The sequence below is a fragment of the Nonomuraea composti genome, assembly GCF_012034275.1.
Classification (GTDB): Bacteria; Actinomycetota; Actinomycetes; order Streptosporangiales; family Streptosporangiaceae; genus Nonomuraea; species Nonomuraea composti.
On the sequence record NZ_JAATEP010000003.1, the window covers coordinates 177,309 to 192,083 of the forward strand.

The following is a 14,775-nucleotide window of genomic DNA, read 5'->3' on the forward strand; positions in this document are numbered from 1 at the left end:
CCGTCCGGTGCCCGGTCACCGGCGTTCGACCAGCTCGGCGAAGTGCCGCTCGTTGCGCTCGGCCTGGCGGACGTACAGCCAGGCGCCGATGACGAAGGCCGGGTAGATGAGGCCGGCGAGCACCGCCCACGGGAGCGGCACGCCGAGCACGTGCACCTCGCGCAGCTCGGGGATCAGCAGGAACAGCAGCGGCAGCCCGCCGACCACGCACGCCAGCACCGTGCACACGAACAACGCCAGCCGGAATTGGGTGCGCAGGAGGGAGTGCATGTAGACCTCGCCGAGCCGGGTCTGCTCGTCGATCTCGCGGGTGGCGGGGTAGCGGGGGCGCCGGGCGGCGGCGGTGCGCGGGCTGGTGACGGCGACCCGGCGCGGCGCGTCGGCACGCCCGCGCGAGGTGTCGCGGCGCTCCTGGGGGGCGTCCGCACGCCCCCCGCCGCGAGGCGGGACGTCCGCGCGGGACAGGGACGGGGGCAGCGACAGGGGTGAACGCCGTGCCGGGCGCTGTTCGGAGCTCATTCCTGCCTGCCGCCCTTCCTGGCCCGCCGCACCAGCAGGTCGCGCAGCTCGCGCGTGTGCCGGCGGCTGACGGGGATCTCGGTGCTCCCGACCCGTACGCTGCAGCGACCGGAGTCGATGTGCAGCTCCTCGATGTGCTTGACGGCCACCAGATGGCTGCGGTGCACCCGCACGAACCCGGCCGTCGACCACCGCTCCTCCAGCGTCGCCAGCGGGATGCGGACGAGGTGGCTGCCGGCGGCGGTGTGCAGGCGGGCGTAGTCGCCGTGCGCCTCCACGTACATGACGTCGGCGCTGGAGACGAACCTGGTCACCCCGCCCAGCTCGACCGGGATCGTGTCGCTCTCGCCCACCTCGACCGGCACGTCCGCCGAGACGGCGACGCGCCGGATCGCCTCGGCCAGCCGCTCCGGCCGCACCGGCTTGAGCAGGTAGTCCTCGGCCTTGATCTCGAACGCGTCCACCGCGTGCTCCTCGTACGCGGTCACGAACACCACGCGGGGCGGGTTGGCGAACTGCGACAGCAGCCGCCCGAGGACGACGCCGTCGAGGCCGCGCATCCTGATGTCGAGGAAGACGGCGTCGATGGGCCGCCCGTCGGCGATGGCGCGGTCCAGCAGGCGCAGCGCCGCCGCGCCGTCCCTGGCCGTCGCCACCTCGCCGATCCGCGGGTCGGCGCGCAGCAGGTACGACAGGTCTTCCAGCGCGGGAAGCTCGTCATCGACCGCCAGAACCCGGAGCCCGCTCACATTTCCTCCTCACGACGAGAGTGATGAAAGCACGTAACAGACGTCAAGGCCGTCACAGCCTGGTCACAGCTCCGCCAGGGCTCACCGCCGACGCCGGATGCGGGCCCCAGGACGCCCCCAGGACGCCCCTAGCGGGGCGGCTCCTGGACGTCCCTAGCGGGCGGAGACGCCCGGGTGGTACTTGGGCAGCCGGATGTTGACCTTGCAGCCAGCGCCGCGCGCCGTCTCGACGACCAGGCCGTACTCGTCGCCGTACACCTGGCGCAGCCGCTCGTCCACGTTCGCCAGCCCGACGCCGCCCGCCGGGGTGATCTCGCCGGCGAGGATGCGGCGCAGCCGGTCGGGGTCCATGCCGAGGCCGTCGTCCTCGACGCTGATGCGGCACTCCGCGCCGGCGTCCTCGGCGATGATCGTGATGCGGCCGACGCCGTTCTTGCTCTCCAGGCCGTGCCGGACGGCGTTCTCGACCAGCGGCTGCAGGCACAGGAACGGCACCGCGACCGGCAGCACCTCCGGCGCGATGCGCAGCGTGACCTGGAGCTGGTCGCCGAACCTGGCCCGTTCCAGGATCAGGTACCGGTCGATCGAGCGCAGTTCCTCGGCCAGCGTCGTGAACTCGCCGTGCCGCCGGAAGGAGTAGCGGGTGAAGTCGGCGAACTCCAGCAGCAGCTCCCTGGCCCGCTCCGGGTCCGTACGGACGAAGGAGGCGATCGTGGTGAGCGAGTTGTAGATGAAGTGCGGCGAGATCTGCGCGCGCAGCGCCCGTACCTCGGCCTCCATCAGCAGCGTGCGCGAGCGGTCCAGCTCGGCCAGCTCGAGCTGCGAGTCCACCCAGCCCGCCACCTCCTGCGCCGCCCGCACCAGCCCCGCCGAGGCGTTCTGCCCGTACGCGGCCAGCGCCCCCACCACCCGGTCGTCGGTCGTCAGCGGCACCACCACGGCGTGCCTGATCGGGCATTCCAGCAGGTCGCAGTCGATGGTCAGCACCTGCGTGCGGCCGTCCTTCAACGTGGCCGCCGCATGGTCGAACGCGTGCTCGGCGTGGTGGTCGTCGCCCTCGCCGTCGTACACGAGCAGGCGCTCACCGTCGGTGATCGCGAGCGCGGCCGAGCCGAGCAGCGCGCGCAGGTGCTTCGAGGCCCGCTCGGCGCCGTCGGCGGTCAGGCCCGCCCGCAGCGGCGGCCCGGCCAGCGACGCGGTGTGCAGCGTCTCGAACGTGGCCCGCTCCGCCGGGCTCGTGCCCAGCTCGCGGCGGCCCCGCATGACCCGCCACAGGACGATCGCGGGCACGCCGACGAGCACGGCGACGACGGCCACCCCGACCAGGTACTCCACGCGGCCAGAGCCTAGCCCCTTTCCCGGCCCCGTCGCGCCGGCCGCCTCACGCCCCTCTCCCACCGCACTCCGGTGCTGTCGTTTGGGGAGGAGGGGGGCGCATCCCCTGCACCCCTGCCGGCGCGTGGGCGGCGGCCCGAGGTCAGAGGGCCTTGGAGATGAGGTCGGCGTAGGACTGGGCCTCTTCGGCGGACTCGTACTTCGTGCGCGGCCAGAAGAACCCGCGCAGCCCGTCCTTCTTGTTGCGCGGCACGACGTGCACGTGCAGATGGGCCACGCTCTGGCTGATGCGGTTGTTCATGGCCACGAACGTGCCGCCGGCCTGCAGCCCCTGCTCGACGGCGCGCGCCATGGCCTGCACGCGCTGGAAGAACGGCCCGACGTCGGCGAGGTCGGTGAGGGTTTCCACGTGGGTGCGGGGCACGACCAGGACGTGCCCCTTGAAGACCGGGCGGGTGTCGAGGAAGGAGACGGCCACCTCGTCGGAGGCGACCACGTAGGCGGGCCGTTCCCCCGCGATGATCTCGCAGAACAGGTCGGTGCTCACCGACCGACCTTATCGGCCGGCCGGTCACGGAAGGCGGTCCAGCTCGTCATGTTGGGCCCGGACCATGCGGCGGGGGCGTGCAGGTAGTGCTCGCCGACGCGGTCGCGCAGCCGCGCGGGCACGTCGCCGACGGGTACCTTGGCGCCCCGGCAGTGGTAGACGAGGGCGCCGCCGCGCTGCCCCATGGCCATCCACGGCAGCCACGGCGAGACGCGGCACCAGGAGAACACGCACGGCACGTCGGGAATGCCCGACTCGATGTCGGAGGCGGAGGCGAAGAACTGGAACAGCTCCATCGCGCGGTAGGTGTCGCTCGCGGAGTTGTCGGGATAGTCGGCGACCTTGAGCGGCGACGGGTAGGCGAGGCGCACGTCGACGTTGTAGACGATCTGGCCGCCGAGCCGGGTCTCGGGCACCGGGTAGGCGCCGAGCCGCTGGTTGACGGGGTCGTTGAAGACGTGCATGACCTCGACCTCGCGCCCGGTGATCGGGTTGGCCCAGGTGTCGAGCACGTCCCTCGTCTTGGGGTCGAGGTAGAGGGCGGCCTCCCGGGTGAGGAGCTGCCAGCCGCCTTCGGCCTCGACGGCCCTGGCCACGTTGAGCCCCTCGAACCCGAACAGGTGGTGCGGCCCGTCGTCGTCCTGCCAGCCGTAGACGTCGCCGGTCCAGTACGAGATCGTCTCCGCCCCGTCGGAGGAGGCGCGAACGCGGATGAAGTCCATGATCCGCAGCCTATCCCGTCACTTCGCGACAACGTGTTGCTATGTTAGAAACATGGTGTCGCTAACTGAGGGGACGCAGCGTCAGAGCTGGCTCCCCCTCGTCGTCCTGGGCGTCGGCATGTCGATGATCGTCATCGACGCGACGATCGTGAACGTGGCCGTCCCCACGATCATGGCCGACCTCCGCCTCTCGGCCACCGACGTCGAATGGGTGAACTCCATCTACTCGCTGGCCTTCGCCGCCCTGCTCATCCCCCTCGGCCGCATGGGCGACGTGCGCGGCAGGCGCAGGACGTTCCGGATCGGGCTGGCGATCTTCCTGGCGGCCAGCCTGCTGGCGGCCACGGCGGCCGGCGGGGCGCTGCTGATCGGCGCGCGGGTGCTCCAGGGCGTCGGCGCGTCCATGGTGGTGCCGATGACGCTCGCCGTCGTCAACGCCCTCTACACCGGCACCCGCAGGACGGTCGCGTTCGCCGTCTGGGGCTCCGTCATCGGCGGCATGGCGGCGCTCGGGCCGCTGCTCGGCGGCTGGGTGGTGACGGACCTCGGCTGGCGCTGGGCGTTCTGGGTGAACCTGCCCATCGGCCTGCTCGTCCTGCTCGGCACCCTCAAGGTGCCCGAGTCGCGCGACCCGCGGGCGGGTGGCGCCGACGTGCCCGGCCTGCTGCTGTCGGTGATCGGGCCGTCGGCGCTGGTGTTCGGGCTGATCGAGGGCCAGACGTACGGCTGGTTCACCGCCGCCGACGGCTCCGGCGGGCTGTCGCCGGTGCCGCTCGCGTTCGCGCTGGCCGCCCTCGCGCTGCCCGCGCTCGTGCTCGTCGAACGCGCCAGGGCCCGCGCGGGGCGGCCGGTCGTGCTCGACCTGTCCCTGTTCGCCCTGCCCTCCTTCCGGTACGGCGGCGCCGCCGCGATGATCGTGATGCTCGGCGAGTTCGGCCTGATCCTGGTGCTGCCGTTGTTCCTGCAGTCGGCCATCGGGTTCACCGCGTTCCGGACGGGGCTGATCGTGGCCGCGCTCGCCGCCGGCACGTTCCTGGCCGGCGGGGTGGTGCCCAAGCTGCGGTTCGCGCCGCGCGTCATCGTCCGGCTCGGGCTGGCGCTGGAGGCCGGCTCGGCACTCGCGATCGGCCTGACCGTCTCCCCGTCGATCGGCCCGTGGTCGCTGGTGCCCTGGCTCGTCACGTACGGGATCGGCATCGGTTTCGCCTCGGCCCAGCTGCCGAACGTCATGCTCGCCGGCGTACCGGCCAGGAAGTCCGGCGCCGCGTCCGGCCTGCAGAGCGCGATCCGCCAGCTCGGCGCCGCGATCGGCGTCGCGGTGCTCGGCGCGGTGCTGGTCACCGGGCTCGGCACCGCCATGAACGACCGCCTGCCCGGCCACCCCGAGCTGGCGCGTGCGGTACGCGAGAGCGGCGGCACCGCCATCCCCGCCATCCGGGACCCGGCGCAGCACGCGGCGGCCGTCGGCGCGTCGGCCGACGCCACCCGCCGGGTCACGATCGTGACGGGGCTCGCGCTGCTCGCGGGCGTCGGGGCGACGTTCCTGCTGCCCGATACTGGGGGGAGACGACGCGAGGAGGAGTGAGCCCGGGTGCCCAGGATCAACGCGGCCACGGTGGCCGACCACCGTGCCACCCAGCACGCGGCCCTGCTGGCGGCCGCCATGGAGATCCTGGTGGCCGACGGCCCGGCCGCCCTCACCCCGGCGGCCGTGGGGGCGCGGGTGGGCCTGGCCCGCTCCAGCGTCTACCGCTACTTCTCCTCCACCGCCGACATCCTGGCCCAGCTCGTCGAGGACGCCATCCCCCGCTGGGCCGAGCGGCTGGCGGGCGCGACGGCCGGCGAGGCGGGGCCCGCGGCCAGGATCCGCGCGTTCGGGGAGGTCACCCTGTCGTTCGTGACCCATCCCGACTACGCGCTGCTGCGCGCGCTCACCAGCGTGGAGCTGCCCCAGGAGTGCCAGAACCGGCTCGACCAGCTCCACGAGACGCTGATCGCCCCGCTGCGCGACATCGTCGCCGAGGCCGGGCACGAGCGCCCCGACCTGGTGGCGCACCTGGGGTGGGCCATCCTGGGCGAGGCGCAGCGGCGGCTCGCGGCGGGCGCGGACCCGGAGCCGACCACGAGCACCACGCTCGCGGTGCTGTGCCGCGCCCTGCTTCCCTAGATTTGTGCCAGCGGGCGCCGGCGACCGGATCTTTGTCAGCGGGCGCCGACGGCTCGATCGTCGTCAGCGGGCGCTGACGACGGTCACGGCGAAGATCGCCTCGCCCGACTGCTGCTTGCTCTCCTCCGTCGTGGGCGTCTTGTCCTGCCCGCACCGCCAGCAGTCGCGCAGCCGGATCTCGGTCGTGCCCGGCTGCTTGCCGTTGAAGACGAAGTAGGTGGTGCCGCCCGACCCCGGCCCGCCGCCGTCGCTCTCGTGCTCCTCGCTGATGAACGAGGCCACCTTCGCGTCGGGCACCTCCACCAGGTCCCAGCTGTCGCCCACGGACGCGTTCTCAGGGACGCTCAGCGAGAACCGCTGCCCGGAACGCACCTCGACCTGCACCGTCGCGCCCTTGGCGCCCTGGACGACCTTGCCGTAGTCGCTCACCGCCGACCCGCCGCCGCACCCCGCCGTCAGGAGGACGAGCAGGGCTGCGGCAAGCGTTCGGCGTATCACTCTGGAAGGTTATCGGCCTTGGGCGGGTCTCGTGGCACCGCGTACGGCTCCCGCTCGGCCGGTTGCCCTTCGGCGATCCTGCGCTGCCTCATCAGCTCGGCGTCCAGCTCGGCGCCGAGCAGCAGCACCATGTTCGACAGCCAGAGCCAGACGAGGAAGACCACGACCGCGGCGAGCGTCCCGTACGTCTTGTCGTAGGAGGCGAAGCGGGCCGCGTACAGGGCGAAACCGCCGGAGACGACCACCCACAGCAGCACCGCGAGCAGCCCGCCCGGCGACAGCCAGCGCACGCCCGGCTGGCGGACGTTCGGCGCCGCCCAGTACAGCACCATGATCATGCCTGCGGCGACGAGCGCGAGGACGGGCCACTTGAGCACGTTCCACGCCGTCACCACCGCGTCGCTCAGGCCGAGCGCCGAGCCCGCGGCCTCGGCCAGCTTGCCCGTGAGGGTGACGGCGACGGCGCCCACCGCGAGCAGCACGGTGGTCAGCACCGTCAGCGCGATCCTGAGCGGGGTCACCTTCCAGAACGGGCGGCCCTCCTCGATGTCGTAGATCACGTTGCCGGCCCTGATGAAGGCGGCCACGTAACCGGACGCCGACCACAGGGCGACGAGCAGCCCGGCGACGGCGACGATGCTCGCCGTCTGGTTCGTGCCCTGGACCGCCTCCACGCCCTGCTGGATCACGGTACGCACCTCGGCGGGCGCCACCTGGAGCAGGCTGCCCACGACCGCGGCCGCGTCCTGCCTGCCCAGCAGGCGGAACAGGGACACCAGCACGATCAGCGCCGGGAAGATCGACAGCACGGCGTAGTACGTCAGCCCCGCCGCCAGATCCGGCACCCGGTCGTTGCGGAACTCGGCGACCGTCCGCCATAACACGTGCCACCACGCGCGGCGCGGCAGCTCGGCGGGATGGTCGGGGACAGCTCGGGGGGAACGCATGCGATTCCTACTTGGTCATCACCCTGCGGCGCCGCATCATCCGGCGCACCGCGAACGCGGCCACCGCGCCGACCACCGCGATCAGCAGCACGGGCCGCTTCCTCGCCTCGGCGGCGGCGTCCTTGACCTGGTCGGGCGTGCTCTCGCGAACCTTGCCCGCCACCTCCGACGCCTTGCCCTTGACCAGCTCGGCCGCGTCGGCGGCCCGGTCCTTCGCGACCTCGGCGGCGTGACCCGCGCGGTCCTTGGCCACCTCGGCGGCGTGGCCCGCCCGGTCCTTGGCCACCTCCGCCGCGTGGCCCGCGCGGGCCTTCACGTCGGCCTTGGCCGCGAGCTGACTCACGGTCTCGCCCATTTCTCTGCGCGTCTCCTGGATGTCCTTGCGCACGTCGTCCTCGTCCTCCTCTTCCTCGTCGTTCCCGCGGCCCGCGCCGCTGCCCAGGGACTCCTCTTCCGTCCGCAGGTGCTCGACCGCTTCGGAACGCTCGTCCTGGATGGGGGCCTCGGGAATGAACGTCTCGTGTTCCTGGCGGGCCGCCTCGGCCCTGCGCGCGTTGTCCGCCGCCTCCGGCCTGGTCGGAGGGACGTTGATGGACTCGCGCTCCGTCGGCGTGCCCACCGTGGCCCGGTGCGCTCCGACGTCACCGGCGTGCTGCTGGCTGTATCCCGGGTCCGTCTCGCTCATCGCCGTGCCCTCTCCTTGACCATGTCGATGTCGGCCTTGACGCTCGCGATGGCCTCCTCGGGGACCGGCGGCGTGGCCCGTTTGACCTCGTTCTTGCCAAAAAGCCCGAGCACGGCGGCGGCGATGAACAGCGCTCCCGCCACGATCGCGGCGGCCGCCCACCCGGGCAGCACCAGAGCGAGGAGCATGACGACGGCGGCCACCAGGGCCGCACCGCCGAAGAACGCGGCCATTCCCGCCGCGCCGAACAGGCCGGCGCCGAAACCGGCGCGCTTGCCCTTCTCCGTGAGCTCCATCCTGGCCAGGCGAAGCTCATCCTTGACGAGCCTGGAGACCTGCTCGGAGAGATCGTTGACCAGTTTGTGAGTGTCGTTCACGACGTTCGCCTCCTCCAATGAGGAAGGCGACTACCCCGACAACCGGGCTTCTATCACCCGGCTGTCACGCGCTCAGCGGCGCTTCTTCGCGGCGGCCTTGAACAGGAACCCCAGCACGGACAGCACCGGGTCCTTCTGGACCTCGCACCAGTTGTCGGGCTGCTTCGGCTTGCTCCACGGGGACGGCAGCTCGCACGAGGGAGCCTGCGGCTTGGGCCGCTCACACCACGATCCGGGAGGGTTCATACCACAATCGTACGCCTTCGGACGGCGGGACAACACACGCGATACATCGCCTTTGTCGGGTTCCTGCTTCAGGTTGCCGGGGCGGATCGCCCTCCTTCAACCGGCGGCGGGGCGGCAGATGAGATGCGTGAGGGCGGCCACCGCCCGGTAGGGATCGGTGCTGCCCGCCCGCTCCTCGGCCGCCAGCAGCGCGTCGAGATCGGCGGGGATGGGCGCGTCACGGGGCGCGAGGTCGCTGAACACGCGCACGCCGTACCAGCGCCCCACCTCCAGCCCGTGCCCCGCCAGCCGCCGCGTCAGCTCCCCCAGCCGGTCGGCCCTGGCCGTGACGCCGATCCGGTTCCGGTAACGCGTCTCGTCGAACGCCCTCAGCGCCCCCGCCCAGTCACCCTGCAACCCGGGCCGCATGGCCAGCCCGTCACCGTTGCGTACGAGCAGCGACAGCACCCCGCCCGGTGCCAGCACGCCCGCCAGACCGGCGAGAAGCGGATCGGGGTCGTCGAAGTACATCAGCACACCATGACAGAGGACCACGTCGAACCCGCCCGGCTCGAACAGCTCCCCCAGCCGCTCCGCGTCGGCCTGCACGGTCCTGACCCGCATACCGGGCTGGATCCCCGCCTCCAGGAGGTCGAGCAGCTCCCGGGAGGCGTCCAGCGCGGTCACCTGGTGGCCCCTGGCGGCCATCCTGAGCGCCTGCGTGCCCTGCCCGGAGCCGACGTCGAGGACGCGGCAGGCGGTGGCGGGCAGGTTCTCGGCGAGCTGGCGGGTCACCAGCTCCTGGCGGACGACGTCGCGCAGCGTGCCCAGCCCCTCACGCCACCTGCTCTCGGCCCCCGAAAACCTCATGCCTCCGACCCTAACCGCCAGTTGTCCACAGGCCGCCCGCGCCCGGCACCGATCTTCCGCGGGGGCGGGTAACCTGCCGGGGTGCTGGTACACGGGGTCTGGACAACGGAGGGGCTCGCCTTCTGGGCGGAAACCACCCCCGCCGACCCCCCGCGCCCCGGCCCCGCCCGGGGCCCGGCACGCTCACGTTCAGCCGGCACGCCCCGGCTCCACCCGTTCGCCGCCCCCGCTCCCGCCCTCGCCACCACCCTCGGCCTCGACACCCCACCTCGCGAGGCGCATGCCACGCCGCACGAACGGCGGTCGCGGCTGCTGGAGCTGCTGTTGCCGGGGTCGGCGAAGGAGCCGCTGCCCTCGCCCGAGACCGGCCGCATGGCGGAGGTGGCGCGTCCCCGGCTGCGGCTGTGGCGGGTGCCCGCCGTCGTCCCGCCCGCCGCCGACGCCCTGCGCGTGCTCGCCGAGCACACCGGCACCGCGACGATGCGCCACTGGGCCGCCGTCGCCTCCTTCGCCCACGATCTGGTACGACGGGGGCGGGTGATCCCGCAACTCGTGCTCGCCACCGGCCCCGACCGTGGCGGGGCTGGAGCAGCCGGCGAGATGGCGATGTGGGCGGCCCCCGAGGACGACGCCAGGGCCGTGTGGTGGCCGGTCCTGACAGGGGCCGACGCCGCCTACTTCCGTGACCTGGCCCTGGCCATGCCGCCCGCCTGCCGCACCTCCTCCACCGAACGCCCCTCCACGGACGTCCAGCTCGAGGCTCTGGAGGCGTTCACCGACGCCCTGGTCCGCCGCACGCTCACCGAGCCCCTGCTCACCAGGCCGCCCCGAACGCTCCAGGAGCGCTGGCTGGCCGCCCTCACCAGCAGCCCACCCACCGGCGTCGGCGGGGCCTGTCCCGACGTGCCGGAGCTGCGGCGGGAGCTGGAGAAGTGGTACGCGGCGGTGGCGGCGTCCGAGGGGGCGACGCGGGTGTGCTTCCGGCTGCTGGAGCCCGACGCCGAAGGCGACGACTGGCGGGTGGAGCTGGCGTTGCAGGCCGCCGACGACCCCAGCCTCTACGTCCCGGCCGCGCAGGTCTGGGGCGGGGTGACGGGGCTGCCGGGCAGGCCCGAGCGGGAGCTGCTGACGGGGCTGGGGCGGGCGGTGCGGCTGTATCCGGAGCTGGACCGGGCGCTGCGCGTGCCGGAGCCGGGCGAGCTGGTGCTCGACACGGCGGGCGCGTTCGGGTTCCTGCGGCAGGCGGCGCCGTTGCTGCAGGCGGCCGGGTTCGGGGTGCAGCTGCCCCGCTGGGCGGGCCGTACGCGGCTGGGGCTGAAGCTGACCACCCGCACCAGGAAGCAGCAGTCGGCGGCGGCCGGGCAGGGCTTCGGCATGCGGGAGCTGGTCGACTTCCGGGTGGACCTCGCGGTGGGCGACGAGACGATCAGCGAGGCGGAGCTGGCCGAGCTGGCCAGGCTCAAGGTGCCTCTGGTGCGGGTGCGCGGCCAGTGGGTGGAGCTGGACGACCGGCAGCTCAAGGCGGCGTTGCGGGCGGTGGAGGGCGGCCGTGCGGGTGCGGCGAGCGCCGCCGAGATCCTGCGGCAGGTCGTGCAGAGCGACGACGAGGAGCTGCCGCTGCTGGAGATCGACGCCGACGGGGTGCTGGGCGACCTGCTGTCGGGGCAGGCCGAGCGGCGCCTCACCCCGCTGGCGACCCCGCCGGGCCTCGACGCCACGCTGCGGCCGTACCAGGAACGCGGGCTGGCGTGGCTGAGCTTCCTGTCGGGGCTGGGGCTGGGCGGGGTGCTGGCCGACGACATGGGCCTGGGCAAGACGATCACCACCCTGGCCCTCCTCGTCCACGAACGCACCGCCGCCCCGGGCTCTCACACTCCTGAATGTGCCGGCGCTCCGGCGCCCGCGGGTGAGGCCGCCGTGCCCGTGCCGGACGACGGGGTTGGGCCGACGTTGCTGGTGTGTCCGATGTCGTTGATCGGTAACTGGCAGCGGGAGGCGGCGAGGTTCGCGCCGGGGTTGCGGGTGTACGTGCATCACGGCAGCGGGCGTGACGCGGCCGGGATCGCGGAGGCCGATCTGGTGATCACCACCTACGGCACCGCCCAGCGCGACCTGGAGACGCTCAAGCAGTACCAGTGGCGCAGGGTCGTGTGCGACGAGGCTCAGGCGATCAAGAACAGCGGCACGTTGCAGGCCCAGGCGGTGCGGGCCATCCCTACAGGCACGAGGCTCGCGTTGACGGGCACTCCGGTGGAGAATCACCTGGCCGAGCTCTGGTCGATCATGGAGTTCGCGAACCCGGGCCTGCTGGGGCCGCGGTCGCGGTTCAGGACACGGTTCCAGGAGCCGATCGAGGCGCGGCAGGACGAGCAGGCGGCCACCGCGCTCAAGCGGGCGACGGGCCCGTTCATCCTGCGCCGGCTCAAGACCGACAAGTCGATCATCTCCGACCTGCCGGAGAAGCTGGAGGTCAAGGAGTGGTGCCCGCTCACGACGGAGCAGGCCACGCTCTACCAGGCGGTCGTGGACGACATGCTGGCCAAGATCGACAGCAGTGAGGGCATCGAGCGGCGCGGGCTGGTGCTGTCGGCCATGGCCAAGCTCAAGCAGGTCTGCAACCATCCCGCCCACCTGCTGAAGGACGGCTCCAGGCTGGCCGGCCGGTCGGGGAAGCTGGCCCGGCTGGAGCAGCTGTCGGAGGAGATCCTGGCGGAGGGCGAGAAGGCGCTGCTGTTCACCCAGTACGCCGAGTTCGGCGCGATGCTGCAGCCCTATCTGGCGCAGCGGCTCGACCGGCCGGTGCTCTGGCTGCACGGCGGGCTGCCGAAGAAGACCCGTGACCGGCTGGTGGACCGCTTCCAGCAGGATCCGGAGCCGGCCCTGTTCGTGCTGTCGCTGAAGGCGGCCGGGGTCGGGCTCAACCTGACCGCCGCCAACCACGTGGTGCACGTGGACCGCTGGTGGAACCCGGCGGTGGAGGACCAGGCGACCGACCGCGCGTTCCGGATCGGGCAGCGCAAGAACGTGCAGGTGCGCAAGCTCATCTGCGCGGGCACCCTGGAGGAGCGCGTGGACCAGATGATCGAGCGCAAGAAGGCGCTGGCCGAGCGGGTGGTCGGCACGGGCGAAGACTGGCTGACCGACCTGTCCACGGAGGAGCTGCGCGAGGTGTTCCGCCTGACGGCCGAGGGGGTGGGCTGATGGTCTGGTGGGAGGCCACTCTGCCGCGCACAGCGGATGGGGTGGGCTGATGGCGTGGTTCGAGGCGGGTGGGCCGATCCGGGTCGAGGGCGGGATCAAGGCCAGGTCGCAGCGGGGCAGTATCGGCTCCGCCTGGTGGTCGCGCCGGTTCATCGACATCCTGGAGCGCGTCTGCGACAAGGGCCGGCTCTCGCGGGGGCGCGCCTACGCCCGTAAGGGGCAGGTGTTGTCGATCGAGCTGGCCGCCGGTGAGGTGACGGCCGCGGTGCAGGGGTCGCGGCCGGATCCGTACGAGGTCGTGGTGCGGATCGAGGCGTACGGCGAGGAGCGCTGGGCGGCCATCGAGGAGGAGATCGCGGCGCAGGCCGTCTACCGGGCCAGGCTGCTGGCGGGTGAGATGCCGGAGGAGATCGAGGAGTTGTTCGCGGCGCTGGGCGCCGACCTGTTCCCGCGCGATCTCGACATGCACTGCTCGTGCCCCGACTGGGGTTTTCCGTGCAAGCACCTGTCGGCGGTGCTGTATCTGCTGGCGGAGTCGTTCGACGACGATCCGTTCCTGGTGCTGGCGTGGCGGGGGCGGACGAAGGAGCAGTTGCTGGGGTCGCTGGCGGAGGAGCGGGCGGCGGATCCGTTGCGGGTGGCGGATGTGCCGTTCGCGGATCGGCTGGCCGATTTCTACGCGCCGGGGGCGACGGCGCACCGGCCGGAGCGGCGGCCGGTGGCGGTGGCGCCCGATCTGCTGTTGCGGGTCTTCCCGCCGCCCGGCGAGCTGGAGCGTGCGCTCACCCCGGCGTACAAGGGGCTTGCGGACGCGTGACGTACGCCCCCTTCGCACTTTCCCCGCCCGCAACCTGCCCGTGACGTACGGAGATTGCTCGGTTACTTTGGGTAGGAGAAGCCGCGACCTAGGGAAAGGGCGGAAACATGGGATTTTCCTGGACCTGAGCCGCTGAGACTCAGCGGTCCTCGAAGGCGGCGGGCACCATGACGCGCACTCCGTTCGGAACCACGCGGAGCCGGATCGGAGTGCGCAGCCGCACCTCGCCGTCGACGTCGGCGGCCATCGGGGGGTCGGTTTCCAGCAGCATCTCCCTGCCGACGACGAACGGCCCGCCGGCCAGGCTGCGCCAGCGGCCGGTGGTGGCGCGCAGGAGGGTCTCGCCGAGCAGGCGCAGCTTCTTGCCGGAGCCGAGCTGGTAGGCGACCAGCATGCCGTTGTCGATGCTGATGTCGCGGGCGACCTGCCAGCCGCCGTGGAAGCGGCCGTTGGCGATGTTGAGCTGGTGGGTGAGCAGCTCGTGGCGCTGCCCCTCGACGGTGATGTAGGCGCGGAACGGCCGGTGGTTGGGCAGGATGGTCAGCGCGGTGAGCGGGTAGGCGGGGCGGCCGACGACGCGTTTGAGCCACGGCTTGACCTTGCCGGCCACCTCGACGGAGACGCCGAAGCTGGCCAGGTTCGCGAACGGCCGGTCGTCGGCCATGCCGAGGTCGATGTCGGCGACCTTGCCGGTGGCGAACACGCGGATCGCGCCGGCGAGGTCGAGCGGCAGGCCGAGGCTGCGGGCGAAGTTGTTGGTGGTGCCGAGCGGCAGCACGCCGAGCGCCACGTCGCGGTGGGCGACGTGGCGCACGGCCGTGGACAGCGTGCCGTCGCCACCGCCGACGATGAGCAGGTCGGGGTCGGTGGCGAGGGCGGTGTCGAGCAGGTCGCGCAGCTTCTTGGTGTTGTAGACCGACAGCTCCGCCAGCGGGTCGAACCCGAGGTTGTGAATCTGCTCGATCACCTCGAAGTAGTGACGGCGGCCGCGGCGTGAGCGAGTGTTCACCACCACCGCCACCCGGCGATCCCGCCGGATCGCCTCGGTGTGCTCATCTTTGGTGCGCAGTTCGCTCATGGTCATCAATCGTAGGTGCAAAGACTCGCGACCTGAGA

16 protein-coding genes are annotated in these 14,775 nt (G+C 72.4%); 4 read left to right on the forward strand and 12 right to left on the reverse strand.

Going from position 1 to position 14,775, the window contains the following annotated elements; all coding sequences use genetic code 11:
- Positions 1-15 precede the first annotated feature (15 nt).
- From HCN51_RS06205 to HCN51_RS06225, 5 genes are all read right to left on the reverse strand, one after another.
- Positions 16-519: a hypothetical protein gene (locus HCN51_RS06205; RefSeq protein ID WP_206066626.1), complete on the reverse strand. Its 504-nt coding sequence runs from the start codon at positions 517-519 to the stop codon at positions 16-18.
- Entirely contained in the window at positions 516-1,268 is a 753-nt protein-coding gene (locus HCN51_RS06210) for a LytTR family transcriptional regulator DNA-binding domain-containing protein (protein ID WP_168007699.1), read from the reverse strand. The genes HCN51_RS06205 and HCN51_RS06210 overlap by 4 nt, the downstream gene beginning before the upstream one ends.
- Positions 1,269-1,421: 153 nt before the next feature.
- Positions 1,422-2,603, reverse strand: a complete 1,182-nt coding sequence (locus HCN51_RS06215) for a histidine kinase (RefSeq protein WP_080036604.1) — start codon at positions 2,601-2,603, stop codon at positions 1,422-1,424.
- 142 nt (positions 2,604-2,745) lie between these two features.
- Positions 2,746-3,150, reverse strand: coding sequence for an HIT domain-containing protein (locus HCN51_RS06220; RefSeq protein ID WP_168007702.1), 405 nt, complete (start codon positions 3,148-3,150; stop codon positions 2,746-2,748).
- Positions 3,147-3,872: a DUF1838 family protein gene (locus HCN51_RS06225; RefSeq protein ID WP_168007704.1), complete on the reverse strand. Its 726-nt coding sequence runs from the start codon at positions 3,870-3,872 to the stop codon at positions 3,147-3,149. The genes HCN51_RS06220 and HCN51_RS06225 overlap by 4 nt, the downstream gene beginning before the upstream one ends.
- A gap of 52 nt (positions 3,873-3,924) precedes the next feature.
- Between HCN51_RS06225 and HCN51_RS06230 the strand changes: the two genes are divergently transcribed.
- Both HCN51_RS06230 and HCN51_RS57990 read left to right on the forward strand, forming a co-directional pair.
- Positions 3,925-5,457 carry an MFS transporter gene (locus HCN51_RS06230; protein ID WP_168007706.1) on the forward strand — a complete coding sequence of 511 codons (1,533 nt, stop codon included), beginning with the start codon at positions 3,925-3,927 and terminating at the stop codon, positions 5,455-5,457.
- Positions 5,458-5,463: 6 nt separating this feature from the next.
- Positions 5,464-6,039 (forward strand): TetR/AcrR family transcriptional regulator, encoded by a 576-nt coding sequence (locus HCN51_RS57990; RefSeq protein ID WP_346433547.1) that lies wholly within the window; start codon positions 5,464-5,466, stop codon positions 6,037-6,039.
- A gap of 63 nt (positions 6,040-6,102) precedes the next feature.
- Here HCN51_RS57990 and HCN51_RS06240 read toward each other — a convergent pair whose 3' ends face one another.
- From HCN51_RS06240 to HCN51_RS06265, 6 genes are all read right to left on the reverse strand, one after another.
- Positions 6,103-6,537, reverse strand: coding sequence for a protease inhibitor I42 family protein (locus tag HCN51_RS06240; RefSeq protein ID WP_168007708.1), 435 nt, complete (start codon positions 6,535-6,537; stop codon positions 6,103-6,105).
- The gene (locus HCN51_RS06245; RefSeq protein ID WP_168007710.1) at positions 6,534-7,484 is read right to left on the reverse strand and encodes a YihY/virulence factor BrkB family protein; all 951 of its coding nucleotides are present in this window, start codon (positions 7,482-7,484) and stop codon (positions 6,534-6,536) included. The genes HCN51_RS06240 and HCN51_RS06245 overlap by 4 nt, the downstream gene beginning before the upstream one ends.
- 7 nt (positions 7,485-7,491) lie before the next feature.
- Positions 7,492-8,169 carry a DUF3618 domain-containing protein gene (locus tag HCN51_RS06250; RefSeq protein WP_168007712.1) on the reverse strand — a complete coding sequence of 226 codons (678 nt, stop codon included), beginning with the start codon at positions 8,167-8,169 and terminating at the stop codon, positions 7,492-7,494.
- Complete coding sequence (locus tag HCN51_RS06255; protein ID WP_080046444.1) at positions 8,166-8,546, reverse strand: phage holin family protein; 381 nt, start codon at positions 8,544-8,546, stop codon at positions 8,166-8,168. Before HCN51_RS06255 ends, HCN51_RS06250 begins: the two co-directional genes overlap by 4 nt.
- Before the next feature lie 72 nt (positions 8,547-8,618).
- Entirely contained in the window at positions 8,619-8,792 is a 174-nt protein-coding gene (locus HCN51_RS06260) for a hypothetical protein (RefSeq protein WP_155126423.1), read from the reverse strand.
- 96 nt (positions 8,793-8,888) lie between these two features.
- Positions 8,889-9,641 carry a class I SAM-dependent methyltransferase gene (locus HCN51_RS06265; protein WP_168007716.1) on the reverse strand — a complete coding sequence of 251 codons (753 nt, stop codon included), beginning with the start codon at positions 9,639-9,641 and terminating at the stop codon, positions 8,889-8,891.
- An 81-nt stretch (positions 9,642-9,722) separates the two neighbouring features.
- Here HCN51_RS06265 and HCN51_RS06270 point away from each other — a divergent pair, with 81 nt between their 5' ends.
- Together HCN51_RS06270 and HCN51_RS06275 are read left to right on the forward strand one after the other, a co-directional pair.
- The gene (locus HCN51_RS06270) at positions 9,723-12,842 is read left to right on the forward strand and encodes an SNF2-related protein (RefSeq protein WP_168007718.1); all 3,120 of its coding nucleotides are present in this window, start codon (positions 9,723-9,725) and stop codon (positions 12,840-12,842) included.
- Positions 12,843-12,891: 49 nt separating this feature from the next.
- A complete protein-coding gene (locus tag HCN51_RS06275; RefSeq protein ID WP_168007720.1) occupies positions 12,892-13,659 on the forward strand; it encodes an SWIM zinc finger family protein in 768 nt (255 codons plus the stop codon).
- A gap of 139 nt (positions 13,660-13,798) precedes the next feature.
- Here the strand turns inward: HCN51_RS06275 and HCN51_RS06280 are convergent, their stop codons facing one another.
- Entirely contained in the window at positions 13,799-14,737 is a 939-nt protein-coding gene (locus HCN51_RS06280) for a diacylglycerol/lipid kinase family protein (protein ID WP_080036593.1), read from the reverse strand.
- Positions 14,738-14,775: the final 38 nt, after the last annotated feature.